19 protein-coding genes are annotated in these 17,259 nt (G+C 44.9%); 3 read left to right on the top strand and 16 right to left on the bottom strand.

Going from position 1 to position 17,259, the window contains the following annotated elements:
* On the top strand, positions 1–240 hold a 240-nt coding region (locus ACFQRK_RS12190), incomplete at its 5' end, for a hypothetical protein (protein ID WP_379006973.1).
* Positions 241–259: 19 nt separating this feature from the next.
* Here ACFQRK_RS12190 and ACFQRK_RS12185 read toward each other — a convergent pair.
* Entirely contained in the window at positions 260–847 is a 588-nt protein-coding gene (locus tag ACFQRK_RS12185) for a GNAT family N-acetyltransferase (RefSeq protein WP_379006971.1), read from the bottom strand.
* A gap of 410 nt (positions 848–1,257) precedes the next feature.
* Between ACFQRK_RS12185 and istA the strand changes: the two genes are divergently transcribed.
* Both istA and istB read left to right on the top strand, forming a co-directional pair.
* The gene (gene istA, locus ACFQRK_RS12180) at positions 1,258–2,817 is read left to right on the top strand and encodes an IS21 family transposase (protein WP_379006969.1); all 1,560 of its coding nucleotides are present in this window, start codon (positions 1,258–1,260) and stop codon (positions 2,815–2,817) included.
* Between the two features lie 144 nt (positions 2,818–2,961).
* Complete coding sequence (gene istB / locus ACFQRK_RS12175; RefSeq protein WP_379006968.1) at positions 2,962–3,690, top strand: IS21-like element helper ATPase IstB; 729 nt, start codon at positions 2,962–2,964, stop codon at positions 3,688–3,690.
* 575 nt (positions 3,691–4,265) lie between these two features.
* Here the strand turns inward: istB and ACFQRK_RS12170 are convergent.
* From ACFQRK_RS12170 to ACFQRK_RS12100, 15 genes are all read right to left on the bottom strand, one after another.
* Positions 4,266–4,421 (bottom strand): MazG-like family protein, encoded by a 156-nt coding sequence (locus tag ACFQRK_RS12170; RefSeq protein WP_379006966.1) that lies wholly within the window; start codon positions 4,419–4,421, stop codon positions 4,266–4,268.
* A 158-nt stretch (positions 4,422–4,579) separates the two neighbouring features.
* On the bottom strand, positions 4,580–5,062 hold the full coding sequence (locus ACFQRK_RS12165; protein WP_379006965.1) for a thermonuclease family protein: 483 nt from the start codon (positions 5,060–5,062) through the stop codon (positions 4,580–4,582).
* 234 nt (positions 5,063–5,296) lie between these two features.
* Positions 5,297–6,316 (bottom strand): TerC/Alx family metal homeostasis membrane protein, encoded by a 1,020-nt coding sequence (locus ACFQRK_RS12160; RefSeq protein ID WP_379006963.1) that lies wholly within the window; start codon positions 6,314–6,316, stop codon positions 5,297–5,299.
* Positions 6,317–6,343: 27 nt separating this feature from the next.
* Complete coding sequence (locus tag ACFQRK_RS12155; protein ID WP_379006961.1) at positions 6,344–7,870, bottom strand: helix-hairpin-helix domain-containing protein; 1,527 nt, start codon at positions 7,868–7,870, stop codon at positions 6,344–6,346.
* Between the two features lie 11 nt (positions 7,871–7,881).
* Positions 7,882–9,339, bottom strand: coding sequence for a PP2C family serine/threonine-protein phosphatase (locus tag ACFQRK_RS12150; RefSeq protein ID WP_379006959.1), 1,458 nt, complete (start codon positions 9,337–9,339; stop codon positions 7,882–7,884).
* 10 nt (positions 9,340–9,349) lie between these two features.
* Positions 9,350–10,399: a TerY-C metal binding domain-containing protein gene (locus ACFQRK_RS12145; protein ID WP_379006958.1), complete on the bottom strand. Its 1,050-nt coding sequence runs from the start codon at positions 10,397–10,399 to the stop codon at positions 9,350–9,352.
* 5 nt (positions 10,400–10,404) lie between these two features.
* The gene (locus tag ACFQRK_RS12140; RefSeq protein WP_379006955.1) at positions 10,405–11,175 is read right to left on the bottom strand and encodes a VWA domain-containing protein; all 771 of its coding nucleotides are present in this window, start codon (positions 11,173–11,175) and stop codon (positions 10,405–10,407) included.
* A 64-nt stretch (positions 11,176–11,239) separates the two neighbouring features.
* Positions 11,240–11,878 (bottom strand): VWA domain-containing protein, encoded by a 639-nt coding sequence (locus tag ACFQRK_RS12135; RefSeq protein WP_379006952.1) that lies wholly within the window; start codon positions 11,876–11,878, stop codon positions 11,240–11,242.
* Position 11,879: 1 nt separating this feature from the next.
* The gene (locus tag ACFQRK_RS12130) at positions 11,880–12,491 is read right to left on the bottom strand and encodes a TerD family protein (protein WP_379006951.1); all 612 of its coding nucleotides are present in this window, start codon (positions 12,489–12,491) and stop codon (positions 11,880–11,882) included.
* Positions 12,492–12,495: 4 nt separating this feature from the next.
* On the bottom strand, positions 12,496–13,050 hold the full coding sequence (locus tag ACFQRK_RS12125; protein ID WP_379006948.1) for a TerD family protein: 555 nt from the start codon (positions 13,048–13,050) through the stop codon (positions 12,496–12,498).
* Positions 13,040–13,882 carry a phosphoribosyltransferase family protein gene (locus ACFQRK_RS12120; RefSeq protein ID WP_379006945.1) on the bottom strand — a complete coding sequence of 281 codons (843 nt, stop codon included), beginning with the start codon at positions 13,880–13,882 and terminating at the stop codon, positions 13,040–13,042. Before ACFQRK_RS12120 ends, ACFQRK_RS12125 begins: the two co-directional genes overlap by 11 nt.
* A 1-nt stretch (position 13,883) precedes the next feature.
* Positions 13,884–14,570 (bottom strand): HAD family hydrolase, encoded by a 687-nt coding sequence (locus ACFQRK_RS12115; protein WP_379006943.1) that lies wholly within the window; start codon positions 14,568–14,570, stop codon positions 13,884–13,886.
* An 84-nt stretch (positions 14,571–14,654) separates the two neighbouring features.
* Positions 14,655–15,305: a stress protein gene (locus tag ACFQRK_RS12110; RefSeq protein ID WP_379006942.1), complete on the bottom strand. Its 651-nt coding sequence runs from the start codon at positions 15,303–15,305 to the stop codon at positions 14,655–14,657.
* A 6-nt stretch (positions 15,306–15,311) separates the two neighbouring features.
* The gene (locus ACFQRK_RS12105) at positions 15,312–15,887 is read right to left on the bottom strand and encodes a TerD family protein (protein WP_379006940.1); all 576 of its coding nucleotides are present in this window, start codon (positions 15,885–15,887) and stop codon (positions 15,312–15,314) included.
* A gap of 87 nt (positions 15,888–15,974) precedes the next feature.
* Positions 15,975–17,027, bottom strand: a complete 1,053-nt coding sequence (locus tag ACFQRK_RS12100; RefSeq protein ID WP_379006939.1) for a type I restriction endonuclease — start codon at positions 17,025–17,027, stop codon at positions 15,975–15,977.
* Positions 17,028–17,259 lie beyond the last annotated feature (232 nt).

Genomic DNA, 17,259 nt, shown 5'->3' with positions numbered 1-17,259 from the left:
ATCAAAACGACTGATATACATTTGCAAACGTTCTGCACTTATTGTTGCCATTGTTATGCACTCTTTGTTGCCGAAAACTATGTATTCCTGATTGCCAAAAACGCTGCACTTTTAATTACCGCTTACATTAAACGACCTTTCCAAAGCATCGCTAATCTTCAGGAGTTCGATTTTTCACGCATAGCGGCACCGACTATCCGGGTGGATAGTTGCTTACCTATAGTTGAAAATAGAATGTGAATCTTTCTTAGTTTATGACCTACGAAGTCAAAACAATCAAATCAAAATACATCAACCTCGTATGAAGCTGATGATCCCGAGTGTAGTCCAGATATTCCTTTTCCTGATCTTCTGTGCTAAAAAGAAAACCGAATCCTTCACGTTCGTAATATCCCAGCGCTCCGTTGTTATTGTAAGCATCTACGACAATGAAACGACAACCGGTCTTATTACCTTCATCCACGAACCAAGACTTGATAAAGTCCATCAATTCATGGCCGATGCCCTTGCCGCGAAATGCACTATTGACACCAAGCCGGCCAATTAGCACAGAAGGATAACTCCGGAATTGCTTTTCCCTTGGGATTTGTTGGTTCACTTTCTTTTTTCGAGCATTCGGCAAATCAGAAACCTTGATGCTATCATTGGACACAGTGAATGCACACACGATCATCCGAGGATCAGCATCAAGCGTGAAACAATATGATTTGCCCATGAGATTTCGAGAATAATGCAGGGAATCATTTTCGAAAAAATCATTCAAATCGCCATCTCCGCAATCAAACGGTTCACATTGATGAAGTAACTCTTCACCATAAGGTTTTAGGGTACACTCGTCTAACAACAAAACAATTGGGTCTATTTGATTTTGGCCTTGGCTAAAATCTTGGCTGCTTGGTTAATCTGTTTTGAAAAATCAATGGTAGCCCTTTTCTCATTATTGTCTGCACCGATGTAAAGTGACCCACCATTCTTAAGTTATTTGACCCGCCTAAACTTCAGGTGAAAAGTACCGAAAGTCACCGGCATTCCGTATTAATTAAAAAGCAAATAACGTATATCGGATATGGCTGTTGCCGGACCGGGGTCTCCTTTACTGACATTCCGGCGTAAAGTGACCCACCCCGTTATTCTTAAGTAAAGTGACCCACCCCCGGGGATATCATCGATGGTTTTGGCAGACGATCCCTTATTTAGCCGTTTCATTAAACGCGATAAACAAAGGATTGTACGCCGATGAGCAGGAAACCATTAGCAATGAGCAGAATCAGACAGGTACTCGGGCTGTACCAGAACAACAGGACGATCCGGGAGATCGCGCGTATCACGGGCATCAGCCGCAATTCGGTCCGCAAGTACATCCGTGAATACGGTGACGGTGCGGATATCACGGGCATTGACGATGAGGCGCTGGGCAGCATCGTCCATCCCGCCGAGACAGGGTCATTCAACAGTGAACGCCACGTGGCGCTGGTGGAGCACTTCGGGAAAGAGAAAAGCCACCTGGTGAAAAGGCGCGGGAACAAACAGGTGATCTGGGAGGAATACCGGCAGGCGCACCCGGACGGTTACAGCTACAGCCAGTACTGCCTGCTGTGGAGGCAGTACCTTAAAGGGATGGATATCTCCCTGCCGCAGCATTACGGCCCCGGGGAGGTCATCGAGATCGACTTTGCCGGCAGCAAACTGGGCTACGTGGATACGGAAACCGGTGAGGTGGTGGATTGCGAGATCTTCCTTGGGGTGATGGTTTTCTCCGGGCTTGTTTTCTGCCGGGCGGTGCCTACCCAGCAGTTCCCTGATGTAGCCGCGTGCATCGGACGGATGCTGGCCGCATTCGGCGGCGTACCCACGGGCTACATCATCTGCGACAACATGGCCACGCTGGTCAAAAAGGGCGGACGGGAGGAGCCCGTGCTGACGGATGCCTGCGAGCAGATGGCCGAACATTACGGCACGTGCTTTTCCCCAACACGCCCGTACGAACCGACCGATAAGCCGTATATCGAGCGCAGCGTATCGATTGCCTACGACCGCATCTACACGCCGCTGCGCCACCGGACCTTCCACAGCCTTGCCGGACTCAATGCCGCCATCACCGCACAGGTGGAGAAGCTCAACGCCCGGCCGTTCCGCAAGTCGCCCCTGAGCCGCATGCAGCTGTTCGCCGAACACGAACGGCCATTGCTCAGGCCGTTGCCCGCCACGCTGTTCACCCCGCGCCTGCTGCGCATGGGAACGGTGGAAAAGAACAACCACGTGTACATCATCCATGAGACCAGCAGGGTGATGTACCATTACAGCGTGCCCTGGCAGTACATCGGCCAGCGCGTTCGGATCTATTACGACCGGGATACCGTTGAGGTCTACCTGGATGACGTGACCCGCCAGCGCATCGCCGTGCACCGCAGGGAGGGGACGGCGATCTACACCACGGTCGGGGAACACGTCCCCCCGTCACACCGGGCCATCGTGGCCCGGCGGGGATGGACCAACGACTATTTCTACCGGATAGCCGATGCCATCGGCCCCTGCACACGGCTGGTCATCGAGCGTATCATCGCCCGGTACCCGAACCGCACGCAGGCCTACCGCACCTGCATCGCCCTGGTCAAGCTCAACCAGAAGGATGGTTTCTCGGGCCGGCTGGAAGCGGCGTGCAGGCGGCTGGAACACGTGGCAAAGCCATCGCTGAACATGGTAAGGAACATACTGGCAAAAGGGCTGGACAAAGCACCGTCCGACCTGTTCTCTGGCCCGGGTGGCCCCGTGCAGCCACCGCACGGTAACATCAGGGGAAAGGATGCCTACCGTTGATCGCAGCGGAAGCAACGCCATGCCTCCGGCGGGCGCTCGCCGCGCGGGCAGGTTATGGTTGATGGCACAGGGTGGCGGCATTTTATTGATAAATGGCACCGGTGGATAATCAAGATTACATGTTAAACAATAAACAGCAATGCAATGAACAATGAAGCAACTTTACAGCAGCTCAAGGAGCTGAAACTGCGCGGCATGGCCGCCGCCTATGCCGGGCAGCTCGAACTGCCCGTGGACAGGCAACTGGAAGCCCATGAACTGATGGCACACCTCACCCAGAGCGAGGCACTCAACCGCAAAAGCGAACGGGCGGCCACGTACCTCAGGATGGCCGGGCTGAGGCTGCCCGCACAGCCCGAAAGCGTGATCTGCTCGCAGGAACGCAACCTCGGCAAACAGCAGCTGGCTACGCTGCTGGAGGGAACCTATATCCGCCAGGCCCAGCCCGTGCTGATCAGCGGCCCGGCCGGGGCCGGAAAATCGCACCTGGCCTGCGCATTGGGTTACCAGGCCTGTTCACAGGGTTATAAAACCCTTTACATGAACATGAACAAACTCATCGAGAAAATCACCATGGCCAAACTGGAAGGCACCTATCTCAATCTGCTGGCCAAAATGGAACGCATACCGCTGATCATCCTGGACGACTTCGGTCTGCAGGTGATGCCGACCGAAGTTAAGCTCGCCCTGCTGCAGATCATGGAAGACCGGTATGAACGAAAATCCATCATCGTGGCCAGCCAGATGCCCGTGGGAAGCTATCACGATTACCTCAACGACCCCGCCGTGGCCGATGCATTCCTTGACAGATTGACAGCAAATGCACACCGTATCGAGCTGAAAGGCGATTCACTCAGGGGAAAAAAATTATAGTTGGCACTATCCGGATATTAGTGTTATTATTGATAATAGAAACCGTTCTTTGATGTCTTCCGGGGGTGGGTCAAATTATAAGAACGGTGGGTCAAATAAATCGGAATAGACACATTATTGGCATACACCTTCTTTTCAAAAGCTTCAGCTGCCTCTGATTTAAGAACAGGTATCGATTTAATTGCAATTGCCATAACGTATAAACTACTGGTTACAAAGATAATGACTTCTATTGACAACTACAACAAGCTTTACGCGAAAAAGCGGGGGCCAAGCTCATCGCTTGGCTCCCGGCTGACCGGGGACACCCCACTCCGTTTGTGCAAAAAAACAATTGTCTGTAGCTACACAAATATTTTCAAACAGATAGTTTTATCAAAGAGACTCAATATTCCTCTTGAAAACACGCAAACTACGTATATCCTCGATAATATCGTCCGCACTTTCCTCGGATTGGTATACACCGAATAATGATTGCAAGGAAGTTTCTGCAATAGGTTCAGCTTCTTTCTTTGCGCTCCCCTTGGCTTTATCTACGGGGTATTTCTCTGCGTTTCTGGCAATTTTATCGGTTACTATTTGATTGACGTCAAGGTCGTATTTTCAGCCAATTGCAGGGCAAAGGCAAACACATCGGCCAGTTCTTCTTTGATTTTTTGCGGATCGGCATCTTCGGCCTTCTTCCAAAGGAAAAGCTCATTTAATTCCGCCACTTCGATGCTGAGCGCCAATGCCAGGTCCTTGGCGTTGTGGAATTGCGCAATCGCGCTCTTCGTTGAATTGCCGCAGCTTTTTGATAAGGTCTTGCCAGTCGCTCATATGCATAGCAGGTTTGAGGGTTAAAGATAGGGAATTTTGAGCAGCTATCTTTATTTGGACGCAACAACCCTTATTCACTACGTTCGGTTCGTTTGCGTTTGCGCCATTCCCACGGGGCTATAGCATCTTTTTCTACCCAAAGCCCGTGCTTTGCCGTTTGGGCTACATTTTCAAGTCTTGCCCATTGGGGATTGTGGTCGTAGTTTTTGTAATGCCAGGCTAAACCCGCCTCCAAAAGGCGCTCATTGAGGTTAATGGTATCATTGATCAGAACGATACCAATAACCCTCCCGTACCGGTCGGTATCCATCTCCTGAACCTTTACCTTGCCCGATGCCAATAGGTCTTTGGTAAACTGTGTTGCCACGCGACTGTACGGCTGCCCCTTTTCCGGACAGTCGATACCGTGCAGCCGGATGCGTTGCGGCTGTCCGTCCACCAACATCGTAAACGTATCGCCATCAGCAACACGGACAACTTCGCCGGAGAGGTATCTGGTGGTTGTACATGTACTGGTTAAAAATAGAAATAAAACAAGGACGCGGCTAAACATGGCGCGAAGATATGTAGAAATTGTGCAAGGACGGCCACGTAATATATAATGGGCTGTGTTTACCGGAACAGGTTAATTTATTAAAGCTTCTAGGTAACGGTATCAACTAATAAAGAAAGCCCAAACTTCACCGGATCAGAATGATTTTCTAATCCGGTTAGGCTTTGGCGGCAACGCATGCTGGACAGTATTTTCAGGAATCGCGCCATATTTCACTGAAAGATCGAAAATAGTTTAACCGACTACTGCTTCCTTTTCTTCCGGAAACACCAATGACAAAACCACCGATAAAACCAAGACCCCTCCAACAATTGCTAAGGAAACCGGCGATGGTATATGATACCATGGGGATATGATCATCTTAACCCCGATAAAAGTTAAAATTACTGACAAACCGTATGGAAGTTTGCTGAACATATGAATGAAATTGGACAATAGAAAGTAAAGTGACCGTAGACCCAGGATAGCGAATATATTTGACGTGTAAAGGATAAAGGGATCCTTTGAAATCGCAAAAATAGCAGGAATTGAATCCACAGCGAACAGCACATCCGTAAACTCAATAACTGCCACAACAACCAGTAAAGGTGTTGCAATCTTTACACCATTCTGGAAAGTGAAGAATTTATCTCCATCGTAGTCGGCACTCACTTTGTATAATTTCCGTACCAGTTTTGCGCCAGCAGAATTAGCAAAATCCTGGTCGTCATCGCCATCATCCCCGCCCCAAGACTTAATACCTGCATACATCAAGAAAAGCCCAAATAAAGTTAGTACGACATTGACCGTAACTGCTTTACCAAAAAGCTCCATTTCCGGCAGAAACGTAATGTTAATTATGCCTACTCCTGCAAAAATGAAAATGGCCCTGAACACCAATGCTCCTATTATTCCCCAAAATAACACTTTATGATGCAATGAACGAGGCACTTTGAAGTAAGAGAATACCAGAATAAAAACAAAGAGGTTGTCTACTGAAAGCGCCTTTTCAATCCAGTAAGCTGCCTGAAATTGTGTGAATTTTTCGACTGCCAATTCTGTACCGCCAGCGTCTTGGCTGAAAACCCAGTACACCACCCCCGAGAAGATCATCGCCAACGAAATCCAGACAACGGTCCAGACGGTAGCTTCCCTGGAAGAGACAACGTGGCTTTTCTTATTAAATACGCCCAAGTCTAACAGTAGCATAACGACTACTGTGATTGCAAAACCCCAGACCAAACCAGGGTGTAATTCTAGAATACTCGTTTCCATTTTGTGATAGTGATAATTAATAGTTGATTATTGATTTGCTAAGGAAATAACTGCCACTCGCCCCCCTTCTTCTTTAGACAACAATAGCTGTTTGCCATTGGTCAGCTCGACCATTGCGCCGGCAGGTATGTCTCTATTTTCGGTTTTGTCTGATAAAGAATTCAAATTCTGATTGACGAATAGCCACTTGCCATTGTAAAAAGAAAAATATCCGACAGGAACTTTGTCAACGTCAGTTAACCGCTCATTGCGTATAATATTTCTATTGATATGCCAGTGATGCAAAGTTGAGCTATTATAGATCACTAAACGCTGATTTTCTGGTTTCCAAACGTTTGGTTTGAATTGAAAGTAAAAGTCCAATACGGGAATCGACTGTTTATATTTGGTGCCGCAGATAGGACATCTCGTGTCAACAGTGTTTGTATAAATGAACCATTTTTGATCACACGATGAGTTGCTGCATTCTAGCTTCAAATCGTTGGTTTTAATCAACGCCTGCTCCCATTCACTAGCTGTTGGTCGTTGCATAGGTTGATGTAATCCCTTAATAAATGCCTGATCAAATAGGCTTTTTAGATAAGGCCCTGTTATCGTATATGGCGTTTTCCGCAAATCGGTCCACGGAAGAAACTTTTGAAGGTTATCTCCGTATTCTCTCTTGAAATTGCGATTACTGTTATCAGTGGGATGCTCAACAAAAAGTGCCTTTTCGCCCATTAGCAAATCTTCCTCCTTTTCGGTATCAATTGCCCCGAAGTAGTTTCCACCTCGTAAAGGATGTCGATACAAAAGATACATATAGATAAGCACTGCCAAGGCGTGCAAATCTGTAAGCCGACTGGGCAGCTTTCTATTTGGATCGTCTTTAGAAAGGTGTTTGGTTGCTAAGACCTCCGGGGCAATAAAATCTGCTGTACCGATAACATCAGGTGGAAAAAGATTGGGCACTACTAGACCATCAATATCGATGATGGCTGCTGTTTTTGTAACCGGGTCTATAAGTACATTTTTATAAGACAAATCTGAATGTGCTAAGCCCGCTGCATGCAACCGCTTTACACCCCGTGCGATGTTTACACAAATCTGAAAATAGCTTAACCAATTACCCAACTCTGAGGGGTCGAGCTTGGTCCTTGATTGGCTAGCTCGAAATTTGGCACTGGCAAACCATTTTCCTTCTTTCTCTTTTCCTTTGAGCAAATCGTTCGTGACGTAGCCTTTCTTAAAGAAGAAGTTTTTATTATAGCTTGGTACGATGATTCCTACTTTTTTATCTACCTCAACTACGTCTGTCGGCCAACTATAAAGTTGCTTGTAGAAAGCCCCGGTTATCGGCTCCTTGACAAAAAAACTTTCGAAATATTGGGTGGCAATTCGCTTTAAGCGTTCTCTAGAATTGAAGTCTTGTGGATCGCGATAGATCGCGACAACATAAGATTTGTCTGGACTGAAATAGACGTCTTTCATGCCTCCTCGCATGGGCTCGCCGTTATCAACATATTGATAGGTCTTGCCTTGATTGATTATGGATTGTACGGTTTTAGTGCGCATATCTTTAGCGATTAGAAGATAATGGCCAGTGTCCTATCGTCATGATTTCCGGGGCTCCAGAAATCCATCCAATGAGCCAATTCATTGGCAATATTTTCGTTATTCGGGTTCAAATTTACGCTGATGTGATCTTCATTTTGACCCTGCAAATCCGCTAAAAATGCAATCCATTTTTCATGCCGCTCTAGGTTTGCTTCAACCGTGAACTTCGCGTCGTAAATCCCATCAGTCATTAAAAACAGGTAACTGAAGTCGGTCGTAATGTGCATATTAAAACGGTCAGCCATTGGAATAGGATTTGCTTCTAGGTGGTAAATGTCATGTTGTGTGAGAAACCTGGTACCGCCGCCGAACTCTCCCACGTCCAACGTATTCAACAACGTGCTTTGTGTTTTGTCCTTGTTTATAACCGCTATGGGACAGTCTCCGACACCAAAGGTCAAAATCACGTACCCGAAATCGAACTTTTTGAATAACGCGAAAATCAACGTTGCATGAAAATACTCTAACAGGCTCTTTGCTTTTGGATTATTGAAAAATTCTGGGTTTGACTTGAAAGTTGCTTCTGCAACTGCTTTAATCTGGTTGTGAGCAAATAATACCGATCTGTACATTTTTTGCTTAATATCTACCTCGATCTCTCTTAATAAAACTTCATTTTTCGACTCTTCAAAATCTAAAAATTTGCCATCAAGTTCAATGAAATATGTTGGCTCCAATTGATTTTCAAAGTATTCCACAATCGAATGGCAAGCCAATTGCGATCCTTTTCTAGAAAGCGGATAACTTCCAGCTCCGTCTGAGACGGCGACTATTGACCATCCTGTATTTTCCATAAATTTGAACGCAAAATCGTCCTCGCGGAAAGACCCATTATTTTCGTGAGACCGGCCACGGTTCGATGCAACAACAATATGCTTGTTACCTAGCTTGCCAAACGCGCAAACGTCATCGTCTTTCCAAAATATTGCCTCTTTGTCGCTGGGTATCGTTCTCCACAGGGTCTTAGGGTCAGGATTTACGATCAGCGAGAGAACCTTTTCACTAGAACTGGAAGCTTCGTATCCCCTAACTCTAAAACGTAATACTAGCTTAAAATCTCCGCTTTGATTGGGGGTCCCTTCGATCGAATGCGTTTCTTGATCGTACTTCAAACCGATTTCTTCCAACCCCTGCCAACCCAAGACAACCAAATCGCTTAAGCCCAATTGCGTTAAGTCGATTTTGGCCGTGTATTCCCTTCTTTCTGTGGCATTAGGAATAACCACGGGCAAAGCGAGAATATCGGCAATTCTGTTTTTAAGTACCCATTGATCCATTAGGTAGTTTTGTTTTTCCATGATTGTCAATACTGCGTCCTCACTTCCTCGACTTTCTGCGAACTCTTCGAAAAGCAGCGTCTTGCTTTTTGCAACAGCTATTCCCTTTGCTGTGAACAGATTTTGTATGTACGATTTAACGTCTGACATGTTACCAGTTTTATCCTTGACTACGATTGACATCGAAACTACCGCCGTGCCCGTAACTTGCTTCTGTATTGCACCAAGGACAGGTGTTCATTTCCTCCTGGCCTATGCAATGGAGATTGCCACAACTGCACAAGGCGAAGGCAAATTGATTACCACAGCAAGGACAGCTCGGATATCCTGTTAATTCTTCGGTGTTGATTTTATTCGAAAAGTTATTCCCGTCGGACAGTTCGAAATAACTGCTATCTATCTGGTAAGCACCAACGAGTCCGTAGGACCGGGTTTCAAGCGGCAGTTCTTTAAAGCTATTGGCATGGATACTTTTTGCGTATTTCATCAAATACGGGCGTTTTGTATTTTGACATTTTGCTGTCAGTACGACAAAATTGGTGTCAGCCCATTGACGATGTTTTCCTTTATTAAGATCGATTTTCTCGATCAATGCATCGTCCAAACCAGCTAGTTCAAACCCGGACGAATTACTTTCAACGCTTACACTACTCGTCTTAATGGAAGCCGTTACCCATTTGAAAAACCCCCTGTAAGACTCTGCAACGGTATTCTTAAACATCAGTACGTTGTCTGTAAGTTCACCCAATAGCCCGCTGTCGGCTTCTTTGCCAAAAGAGACAGCCACCATATTGCATGAGCGCTGCCAGTTTTGTTTCCATTCAACTATCGCACTGCTGGTTTCATCTGTTGGAACGCCATCGGTAAACAGAAAAATGATCGGCTTCCAATCGCCTTTTTGTTCTGCGGTAGTTTTGATCGTATTTTTACGAAGCTCATACATCAGATGTCCCAAACCGTTGCTTAAGGAGGTACCGCTACCAATCGGAAACTTTGGCGGGTAGAAATTGATGATCTCGTGTAACGGAACCAATGTCTTGGCCTGACCAGCGAATACGATGATCGATACGTAAACGGTCTCCATTGCAATTGGGTCGGTCTTTAACGTCTGGATAATGGTAGACAAACCTTCTTCTACCTGTTGGATGGGCTCGCCAACCATTGACTCAGAAACGTCAATTAGAAAATAAATCGGTAAACGTCTGCTCATAAGGGTTAGATGACCAAATGTATTTCTGACGGGGGTGGGGGCAGCTTGACATTGTCAGTCGTGCCCATACTCTTGTTTCCTTGTTCAATGGTTTCGGACACCCATTCAAAAAATTGCTTTAATGAAGTAATATCAGCCGTATCTAGACTCACGACATCTGGAGTTAACTCCAAAAGTCTTTTACTATCGGCCGCATGACCTGCAGCACATGCTACTATTGCACCAAAATTTAGTGATTTAATTTTCGGCAAGGTTTCACTATACAACAGCGAGTCTGAAGGTTTACCATCTGTAAAAATGAACAACAGCGGTCGCCAATCACCTTTCTGGGTCGGTGAGCCACGCCTGATTTCATTATTTACCTTCTCGCAAAGTACTTGCAATGCTTGCCCTGTAAATGTAGGGCCGCTTTCGGGACAAACAATCTCAGGCAACTGAAACGTCTCTAACGGGGTTAGCGGAACGACTTCATTTACTTCTCTGTCAAATGTAATGACGCTGATCCACAATGTTTCCGCAGCTTGAGCATCCGAACGCAGGCTATTGATCATACCACTCAGCGCATTATTCAGCGCTTGAATTGGCTCACCGTTCATTGATCCAGAAGTATCCAAAAGAAGGTATACAGGCAATCTTCTCATGTTTATTTTTTTCCAAGTATCAATCTGAAAAGCAGGCGAGCAAACTTTCGCTCTGCACCTGCTCTGGTTGTAGGTATGCCTGTTCTTCTTGAAAAATGTTGCCTCGCAGCGGTTATTCCCAATGCTCTTTTCCATGAAAACGAGAAACCAAATTTTTTGAAAAACATAGCTTTTGGATTGAATATGAATAACAGCGTATTTATACGACTATGTTCAACTCCGATGGTGGTGGTGGCAGTTCATTTAAACCAATGACTTCCTTGCCAGCGTCTTCTACTTTGGTAGAAGAAACGCCGATAGAAGCGGTAACCCATGCGAAAAATTTGGCAATGCTCTGACTGTCTGCTGTATCTAAACTTAATACATTGTCTGTAATCTGCTTTAGTATGGAGGTATCTGCACCGCTACCAGCTGCACAAGCTACCGTATAAGCCGTCTTGCTTTTCCGAAATTCGTTTAGACCGCTTTGCCAGTCGTCTGTTGGTATCCCGTCAGTCATTATAAAGACCAATGGTTTCCAATCACCTTTGGTTTCAGTACTGGTTTTAGCGACTTCCTTTTCAATACAATTACTTACCAATTTCAACGCATCTCCCAATGCCGTCGTTCCTGTTGCCTTGATATCGACCATCTGGAAGCTTCCTAGATCGGTTAATGGGATAATTTGTTTCGCACTGCTATCGAAAGTAATTACGCTTAAGAATGCAGTTTCGATAGCTTGCGGGTTCTGCCGCAAGGAACTAACCATCACTTGGACTCCGTTTTTAACGGCCTCAATGGGCTCACCAGTCATTGAGCCGGAGGTGTCGAGTAATAGATATACGGGTAGCCTTCTCATCTTATAAATAATTTAATGCCACTGTAGTTATTGTTTGTTCTAACTTTTTATCCTTAGTTGGTTCACCAATGGCGTTAAATTTCCATTCGCTATTTTTCTTATAGAATACCCCTAACACCATTGAAACGTGCCCTGCAAAGCCGGCACCTCTCACGATGTCATAGGTAGCAAAAACGTCATTCACTCGGGTAGGTGTACCCTCATATATCCGGATGGTTGCAAACGGAATGGCCGCGAAGTCATGACCTCTAAAACTATTTAATACAAAGGACACATAACCAACGTTATCTTTGAGTTTAGTAAAGTCGACGGTGATAACTTCGTTATCCAGGCCGTCATCGCCACCCATATCGCCGGTTAAATCATCGCCGCTATGTTTAATGGCTCCTTCTTTCGATTTTAGATTCCCAAAGTAAACGACGTCGATGACGTTTTTGGAATTATCATACAGGACACAACTTGCGTCCAAGTCGACAGCCTCTTGAGATATGCCTCCGAGCCAGCTTTTCTTCTCAATTGCGCCCCAATTGACGCCAACGCAAACGGTTTTCAGTTTGTCGCCATTATTCTTTTCAAGGCTTATCCGCTGCCCCTTCTGTAAACTAATTGCCATCGATTTAGTTGAATTTGTTTAAGTAATCTTGTAATCCACCTTTCATACCCATACCGACAGCCTCAAATTTCCACTCTCCATTCCTTTTGTAAATCCGCCCAAATTCCACCGCCGTCTCCACAGAGAAATCCTCGTCCAATTCGAACTTTAGCATCTCTTCATTGCTGCTCGCATCCAATACCCTAATAAATGAGTTTCTTACCTGACCGAAATTTTGCCCTTTCGTTGTCGCATCGTGAATAGTAACAACGATGGTAATTTCAGTAGCTTCACCTTCAATTTTTGACAAATCGACGATTACTTGTTCATCGTCCCCGTCACCCTCTCCGGTTAGGTTGTCTCCGGTATGCGTTACGGAGCCATTTGGGCTGCTTAAATTGTTATAGAAAACAAAGTGTTGATCGGACAAGATTTTTTTGTCTTCGCCAAGAATAAATACGGACGCATCTAAGTCGAAACTAGTTCCGGTCGACGAACTGTTTGTATCCCATCCCAAACCGATAATAAATTTCTGTGCGCCAATGGTCTCCCGCTGGCCTTTTTGTAGATTAATTGCCATAGCTTATGTAGTTTAATTGCTTATTAACTTCTTGTAGTTTATCAAGATTAGCTTTATACGCCTCTATTTGATGGTACTGATTGCCGATAGCCATATCTAACAGTAGCTCAACGAAAATTGGAGACTGGTTCTGAATAAAGATATTAAAGGCGTCTGGATCGGCGTTCAGGATATATTTGGTAATCCTTGTGTTGACCCGGAAATTTGGGTTACTCACAATGGGAATTAAATCAAAAATATTCTTTACAAACGCATGGTTAAGGTAATTTTCGACTTTAGGATGAATTTGCTTGTTGGTCAATTCCGCAAAATATAGCAGCCAAGCTTTATTATCGATCTCATATTGGGCAGCCATCTTTAAAATCATATTTTCATGGCTTCCTGTAATTCGAATATCGTCTAAGAAAATCAAGTCCTTCCCTTTAAGAAATCCAACATCTATATGAAATTCATCGTTTCCAATTAACGCCATCCTTTGCTCCGCATCAAGCTCGCCATAATCTTCTTTGTATGTGATTTTTCGATGGATTTTCGCCTCTTGGACGACTGGAAAATCATGACCGGCCAACCATTTATTTAAATAGGAAACAAAATAGTTTTTCATGACAAACGTTGCCGTAGGAATGAAAGAATATGGACTGGAAATGACCACAAACTGCGGTATGACGACTTCATTCGCTAAACAATTTTGTATGAATCCAACAGCGAGTTCTGTGCCATAGCTTTTAGCAATATTGCCATCCCCGAATTTGAAACGGCTGTATGCTATGGGATTGAATGGAAAGGTAAATTCGTTATCAATCTGATATCGAGCGTATTTGCGTGAATCCATTTTAATTTGTTTTTGTATTTACTAAATAGCTTTGAATCCCGTAACTGACAGCTCCCCCAATGTCAGCCACGCTGTTATCACCGATGTGAATAATTTCGGTTTTGCCTACATACCGGTTAATCTGCAAAACATGCTGATACAAGATCTCGAACATTTTGAGGCTTGGCTTGGAGAAACCAGTTTCGTCGGAATACAGTTGAAATGTAAAGTATTCCGCGAGACCAATTCTTTTTAATATCTTCCTAAGCGTTTGCCCTGTGATAAAAGCGGTATTGCTAAGAAGGCTTATTGTGGCCTTTCTTTCTCTCAGAATCGATAACGTTTCAACAATTGATGTATCATAAATTACCGGCATAAACGTAAAAGCAAGATTCTCCATGGCATAGTTCATTTCAACCAAGTCATACCTTGAGAAGTCACTCGTTTCTCCGATTTCTGCCAAGACCATCAAGTACATTTCCTCAGACCTGATATTGTGTCCTGTTTTCTCGTTAATGGCATTACACATTACATCTACCCTTTTGAAGGTGATTTCTATCTCCTCTAAGGATTTTTGCAATGGGTTGAAATTCTCAAAAAAGTAACGGCTTCGCTCTTTCTTGAACTGAGGATCGGATTTGATGAGAGTGCCCCACAAATCGAAAGAATAGTGTAAAAACGGTCGCTCGTCGACTAGATGACGTACCATTCTTATGTTATATAAAGTAGATGTTTCCAAAGCCAAAGGATATCATGGTAGATGGAGATGATGCAGCCGTTGGTCATCGGCCATTTATTTAGCACCAGACGTCCATTCTAGGCTCCAATTGTATTTTTGATCACAATCTCCATGTGAATTATGGAAAGTCACCAATTTCTTCACCTTAATTGAAGTTGGAGCGCACAATATTTCCGCAATGGCACAGAACTTATGAGAACTGGATTGGCGTCCCATTTCGACTTCGATACTAGGATTACCGGGCACACTCACCGTAACAACAGCGTTAGTTTCCTCCCACCGGGCAACCCCCTCATAAATGAAACAGTAAACGAAAATTCTTTTGATATCTCTAATTCCTTTTGGATTAATCAAAATGTTCTCGCCAGAACCAGTACTCTGCCCTCTATCATCACCGGCATGCCAAATCCAAGGGGTATCCGTGTATCTTCCCTGCCGGGTAAACCTATCCCTTGCGCCGCCCCGGCCTTTTGAGAACTGCAAACCATCGATTACGGTTCTTTCTCCGTTGTTTAATTCATAGAAGCATCCTAAATCAAGGTCCACGCTTTTATTGAAAAGTCCTGCTAATAAGCCCTTTTTTCCTTGTGACCAATTCAAGTTTACCGTGATTTCGCGTAAGATGGAGCCGCCATCTTTTGAGAGGTTGATCGAATGACTATCGCCTTGTCTTTCGAGTGTAACTTTTTGTAGATTAATTGCCATGGTTGATTATTGAATTATTTGACCTTTATAGTACTTTGAAACAAAATAAGCGAGGTCTTCTTTATAGCCTATCCCAGAAGCTTCAAACTTCCATTGGCCGTCTCGCTTGTACAGTCGCCCAAATTCCACTGCAGTTTCAATAGAAAAATCCTCTCCCAATTCATACTTCGCGACTTCACGTCCGGTGCTCTCGTCAACAACCCGGATATAAGAATTCCGTACCTGTCCGAAGTTTTGTCTCCGCTCTAAAGCAGCATGGATGGTGACCACAAAAAGAATTTCATGAATACTGCTATCAAGTTTTGAAAGATCGACTTTAATGCTTTCGTCATCTCCGTCGATGCTATTACCGCCGGTCGGATCGTCACCGGTATGCTGCAATGCGCCGTCGGGAGAATTGGTATTTCCATAGAAAATGAAGAACGGCTCTGAAGGAATGTGTTTATTTATGTCGATCATAAATGCCGAAGCATCTAAATCAAAGTCGGACCCAGTCCCCTCGTTGGGATCCCACCCCAAGCCAATAGTCATACGACTAAGTTGAATTCCTATTCTTTGACCTTTTTGTAAATTGATTGCCATAATTCTTTAATTGACTTTTCAAAAGTACTCTTGCTATTTTGGCGGCCCTTACGGGAACCCGTAATCGATAGCCTTTATCTCCGTATTTTAATAATTACTCACCGTCTCCAGAATCTCTTCCGAATACTTATAGATGTCATCCAGTCGTTCGATATCGTGCCGCGTCTCCTTCTTCTCTCTATCAAACAGTCCTATCCGTAGGCGATTGGCCGAGAAATAGAACCGGCAGATGGGTTTACGGTTATTATCATCCAGGAGGATACCGCAATAGGATTGATTATCGCGCATGAAAATACGGCCGACCTCGATCTCCTTCCGTAAAATGGACTTCACAATGAGGAAGCCGTCGATCTCATCCTGGGTGGTGACGACCAACGGCTCCGGCTCTTGTATAGGCTTAGTTGATTCATCTTCTTCGGTTTCTTTCTTTAAGGCACTTTTGAGCCGCTCGCTGATCTGGTCATTGATGATCTGGTTGAACACCTTTTTTACTAGCGGGGTAAACTGGTCCATCACTTTGGCGGTGACCAAACCGGGATAGGCTTGCTTGGCAAAATAGCGCACGAATTCCTCTGTAGGATTCTGCATCTCGCCGGCGATGAGTATTTTGAGTTCATTGAAATACTTCAGCTCACTGGCTGTGGAAGATATGCTATCGAGGTCAAAGACAGCTTTGTGGAACTTGCGCAGCTCGGCAATTTCGTTATCCCGGATCTCGGTAATCTTAAACTCGAAAAACGGCTTTTCGTCCATCTTATTGGGTGTAACCAGATCGGTATAGAACCGGTACTCCAGCCCGTTGGTTAACAAACTAAACCTAGCGGTAGTGGTGTGAAAATACCGGAACAGCTGGGAATTGTGCGGATCGAGTCCGTCTGCATAGTGTTTGCATTCGATCAGGATGACGGGCATCTCATCCTTTAGAATGGCATAGTCTACCTTCTCCCCTTTCTTGATGCCGATATCGGCAATAAACTCAGGGTGTACTTCGAAGGGATCAAACACATCGTACCCAAGGATTTTCAAGAAGGGCATGATGAGCGAGGTTTTGGTGGCCTCCTCGGTTTTAATCTGTGGCAACAGCCTATCCACGCGCTTGCCGAACTGGCGGATCTCGTCTTTAAAGTCCATGGTATTCATCTAGGGTTATTGTTTTAAATCTGTTTTTCGTAGGTCTGTATTGTAATTCTACAGCACCAAAAGTAGATGGTGTATAACCCTATTCCTTACGGGAAACCGTAAACCTTCGATTTTATTTAACGTCGTTAGCGGCTACATTGGCCAAATGGCTGTTGCTGTAACCGTCATGATCATCCGATTGGACGTAGCAACCGCCGCATAATGCAGTAGCCACAGTGAAAAGGAGTGTTAA

Source organism: Parapedobacter sp. GCM10030251 (genome assembly GCF_042666505.1).
GTDB lineage: Bacteria > Bacteroidota > Bacteroidia > Sphingobacteriales > Sphingobacteriaceae > Parapedobacter.
Note: the sequence above shows the minus strand (reverse complement) of the source record. Positions and strands in the feature narration are given on the sequence as shown.